General features: G+C 58.3%; 3 protein-coding genes and 1 CRISPR repeat array. Of the genes, 1 reads left to right on the top strand and 2 read right to left on the bottom strand.

What is annotated here, in order from left to right:
- Positions 1-9: 9 nt before the first annotated feature.
- Positions 10-1,791: a CRISPR direct-repeat array (repeat unit 33 nt; unit sequence GTCGCACCCCACACGGGGTGCGTGGATTGAAAT).
- 193 nt (positions 1,792-1,984) lie between these two features.
- Positions 1,985-2,755 (top strand): RNA polymerase sporulation sigma factor SigG, encoded by a 771-nt coding sequence (gene sigG / locus B5F22_RS11775; protein WP_087372552.1) that lies wholly within the window; start codon positions 1,985-1,987, stop codon positions 2,753-2,755.
- A 34-nt stretch (positions 2,756-2,789) separates the two neighbouring features.
- On the opposite strand, the gene sigE is transcribed toward sigG, so the two are convergent.
- The gene (sigE, locus tag B5F22_RS11770; protein ID WP_087372555.1) at positions 2,790-3,515 is read right to left on the bottom strand and encodes an RNA polymerase sporulation sigma factor SigE; all 726 of its coding nucleotides are present in this window, start codon (positions 3,513-3,515) and stop codon (positions 2,790-2,792) included.
- The coding region (locus tag B5F22_RS11765; protein WP_087392698.1) for a sigma-E processing peptidase SpoIIGA at positions 3,512-4,304 on the bottom strand (793 nt) is incomplete at its 5' end. The genes B5F22_RS11765 and sigE, both read right to left, overlap by 4 nt.

Raw genomic sequence — 4,304 nt, 5'->3', positions numbered from 1 at the left:
TGTGGTACAGTCGCACCCCACACGGGGTGCGTGGATTGAAATACCTTCGGGACGCCCACCTTATTGGCGGCCACATGTCGCACCCCACACGGGGTGCGTGGATTGAAATTTGATGGGGGTGTATCCCAATGAGTACCGCTGTACAGTCGCACCCCACACGGGGTGCGTGGATTGAAATTCCTTGATTTCCTGCTTGCTGGCAAACACAGAGTGTCGCACCCCACACGGGGTGCGTGGATTGAAATCGTCATAGACAGAACTTCGTTGACGATGAACGCAAGTCGCACCCCACACGGGGTGCGTGGATTGAAATTCCTTGTCTGCAACAAGTGTGCTGTGCTTGTTGCCGGTCGCACCCCACACGGGGTGCGTGGATTGAAATCTGGAGGCGGTGATGTATTGGTATCGCACTAACGTCGCACCCCACACGGGGTGCGTGGATTGAAATCCCCGCCCTTGTCGGGGCCCCCGCCTACGGCCTTGTCGCACCCCACACGGGGTGCGTGGATTGAAATTGTCTCGGGGTCCGGCCATTGACTCAACAAAACCGTCGCACCCCACACGGGGTGCGTGGATTGAAATCCCCCACCAGGCAAACACCTGGTAAACAGTGTTGTCGCACCCCACACGGGGTGCGTGGATTGAAATCCATCCGGACAGGTCAAACACGGCTCCCATCGGGTCGCACCCCACACGGGGTGCGTGGATTGAAATTTCGGACTGGTTTGTGGCCCAGGTGCTGGACAACGTCAGGTCGCACCCCACACGGGGTGCGTGGATTGAAATTCCAGACTGGACGGCAAAGAGACGGTAAGCCTCGTCGCACCCCACACGGGGTGCGTGGATTGAAATTGGTCGGCCTGGACTACTCCGAGGACGGGCTACTGTCGCACCCCACACGGGGTGCGTGGATTGAAATACCTCGTAAATTTTAATTAACCGCGAAACTAAAAGGTCGCACCCCACACGGGGTGCGTGGATTGAAATCAAACCATCGGATTCCAGGCCGGAAGGTATGGGTCGTCGCACCCCACACGGGGTGCGTGGATTGAAATTTTAGTTTTGTCTGCAATCCAAGAGGAGTACCCTGTCGCACCCCACACGGGGTGCGTGGATTGAAATATCAGGGTGGCAGCGCCGGACACCACTTCCGGGGTCGCACCCCACACGGGGTGCGTGGATTGAAATTCCAGTGGGTCGCCTTGTTTGGCCCCGTTGTGCTTGTCGCACCCCACACGGGGTGCGTGGATTGAAATTCCTGAGCGTATGTCTTGCCTTTTTGATATGCCTGGTCGCACCCCACACGGGGTGCGTGGATTGAAATATCCTTCTTCTCAATGAGAGCCCAATCCGAATTGCGTCGCACCCCACACGGGGTGCGTGGATTGAAATGAAACCCAACGGGTATCTCGAAATGAATCTTGGGTCGCACCCCACACGGGGTGCGTGGATTGAAATTCGGCGATCAGCCACCAGCTGTCCCCGGCCTTGGTCGCACCCCACACGGGGTGCGTGGATTGAAATTTTCCGAGACATAAAAGCGATGTATCTGTACCTCGTCGCACCCCACACGGGGTGCGTGGATTGAAATTTTGCACAGCCCGGTGGCATGGATGACCGCCTGGGTCGCACCCCACACGGGGTGCGTGGATTGAAATGGATAGGGCACCCAACGTCAACAAAAAAGGTTAGTCGCACCCCACACGGGGTGCGTGGATTGAAATTTCCGCTGTGAGATCCTCTCGGTATGCTACACTAGTCGCACCCCTCACGGGGTGCGTGGGTTGAAACATCGTTACCTATGGGCGGATGATTGAACTATATCTGCTCTTTCCATTCTCTGAACTCGTCTCTTCTTTTCCCCGTATAAAATATCCATCGAACCTCATCGAACAATAAAAAATATCCCCCCTCCCTGTGCTGCATGAAAGCCACCTGCTTGGAGATACTTACATACAGTATCTTCCAAACGAGGTGGCTTTTTGTGCAAGGTAAGGTGGACTTATGCGGCGTGAACACGTCGAAACTCAAGGTTCTGAAAAGCGAGGAGAGCATTGCCCTGCTCCGCCGAGCCCGACAGGGCGACCAGGCAGCCCGGGAGGAACTGATTGCCGGGAATCTGCGCCTGGTGCTGTCGGTGATTCAAAAGTTTGCAGGCCGGGGCGAACACATGGATGATCTGTTCCAGGTGGGGTGTATCGGCCTCATCAAAGCCATTGATAACTTCAATGTGGACTTGGACGTGAAGTTTTCCACCTATGGGGTGCCCATGATCATCGGAGAAATCCGCCGCTTTCTCCGGGACAACAGCACCATCCGGGTCTCCCGCTCCCTGCGAGACACCGCCTACAAGGTACTCCAGGCCAAAGAGGCATTCCAAAATGAGCACCAGCGGGAGCCCACGCTGGACGAGCTGTCCAAGCTTCTGGACCTTCGCCGGGAGGACATCGTCACCGCCATGGACGCCGTCATGGACCCCATATCCCTCTTTGAGCCCATTTACTCCGACTCCGGGGATGCAGTATGCGTCATGGACCAGGTGCGGGACGGGAAAAACACCGACGAGGCGTGGCTGGACCACATTGCCCTCAGCGACGCCATCTCCAAGCTGGGCCAGCGGGAACAGGAGATTTTGGAGCTGCGTTTTTTCCAGGGCAAAACCCAGATGGAGGTGTCCGCCGAGATCGGCATCTCCCAGGCCCAGGTGTCCCGGCTGGAGAAACACGCCTTGAAGCAAATCCGAAAAGAGTTCTAAACAAAGCCGTGGGTGCTGCGCCCACGGCTTTGTTCTACATCAGCTTCAAAATCTCCTGCTTCAGCCGTCCGATGATGCGCTTTTCCAGTCGGGATATGTAGGACTGGGAGATGCCCAGTAACGAAGCCACTTCCTTCTGGGTGCGCTCCGCCTTCCCATCCAAGCCAAAGCGCATGGTGATGATGGACCGCTCCCGAGGATTTAATTTGCTCACTGCCTGGAACAGAAGGTCCCGCTCCACATCCTCCTCCATAGGCTTTTCAATGACATCGCTGTCCGTGCCCAGCACATCGGAGAGGAGCAGCTCATTGCCGTCCCAATCGGTGTTCAGTGGCTCCTCCAGGGACACCTCTCCCTTCCGGTTGGCGTTTTTCCGCAGATACATGAGAATCTCATTTTCAATGCACCGGGATGCATAGGTGGCCAGCTTGATGTTTTTTCCCGGGTTATAGGTCTCCACCGCCTTGATGAGGCCAATGGTGCCAATGGAGATGAGGTCTTCAATGCCCACGCCGCTATTTTCAAACCGGCGGGCGATGTACACCACCAATCGGAGGTTGTGCTCAATGAGCTTGGAGCGGATGGTCGGACTGGGCCCGTCCCGCTCCCAGGTGGCCAAAACCTCCCGCTCCTCCTCCTTGGACAGGGGCGGCGGCAGAGTATCGCTGCCCCCGATATAAAAGATAGTCCCCGGCAGGTGGAGCCCTAGCCGAGACAGGAACCCACACAGCTTGATGTACCACAGTCCTCTCATCTTCATATCCCTCCAAACAGTCCTTGATAGGCTCCCCCGTCGCTGACCGGTGTGGGGGACAGGGCCAGCAGCAAGCTGCCCATGTCCCGCCCGTTCACCCGTACCTGCTGGGTGGGAAAGGCCAGCAACATCCCCGACTCCACTCCTACCGCCCGATAGGGCACCAGCCGCACCCCATGGATGCCCCGGTCATGGCAGAGCCGGGCGCACTCGATGGGGCGAGCCACATCCGCTCCCGCAGGCAGCAGCCAGGCCATATCCCGCCAGTAGGCCACCACCACCGGGCGATTGGTCACCGGGTCAGAAAGACTCAACCCCGTATCATGGAGGGCGGTCATGGACACCACCCGCTGGGAAAATGTCAGCTCCATATGTACCAGCTCTGCCCCTGTGTGGGCACCCAGCCGCCGCAGCAGCAGAGAGAACACAAAATAACACGCCAGAAAGACCACCAGCAACAGTCTCAGGTCCATCTGCGTGTACAGCACTCCAGATTGCAGGGTCAGGGTGGTATTCCCCAGCCACTCAAACCCCAGCACCGCCCCGGCCAGTGCCGCAGAGGCGGCGAAGAACAGACCCAGCACCCGCCACAGCCGCACCTCTCCCCCGTAGGCACATAGCACCATCACCACCGCCACCGCCAGCTTGCAGGGCAGCATGGACAGCCACCCCATACCGGGGAGAAAGAGGGCCACCGCATACAGTGCCCCCAAGGCCGCCCCCAGGGCGATGCGCCATCGGCGCAGGCCCGCCCCAGCCAATCGCCCTGGGGGCGGCCTTGGGGGCACTGTATGC

This window comes from Pseudoflavonifractor sp. An187, from assembly GCF_002160275.1.
Taxonomy (GTDB): Bacteria; Bacillota; Clostridia; order Oscillospirales; family Oscillospiraceae; genus Enterenecus; species Enterenecus faecium.
Note: the sequence above shows the minus strand (reverse complement) of the source record. Positions and strands in the feature narration are given on the sequence as shown.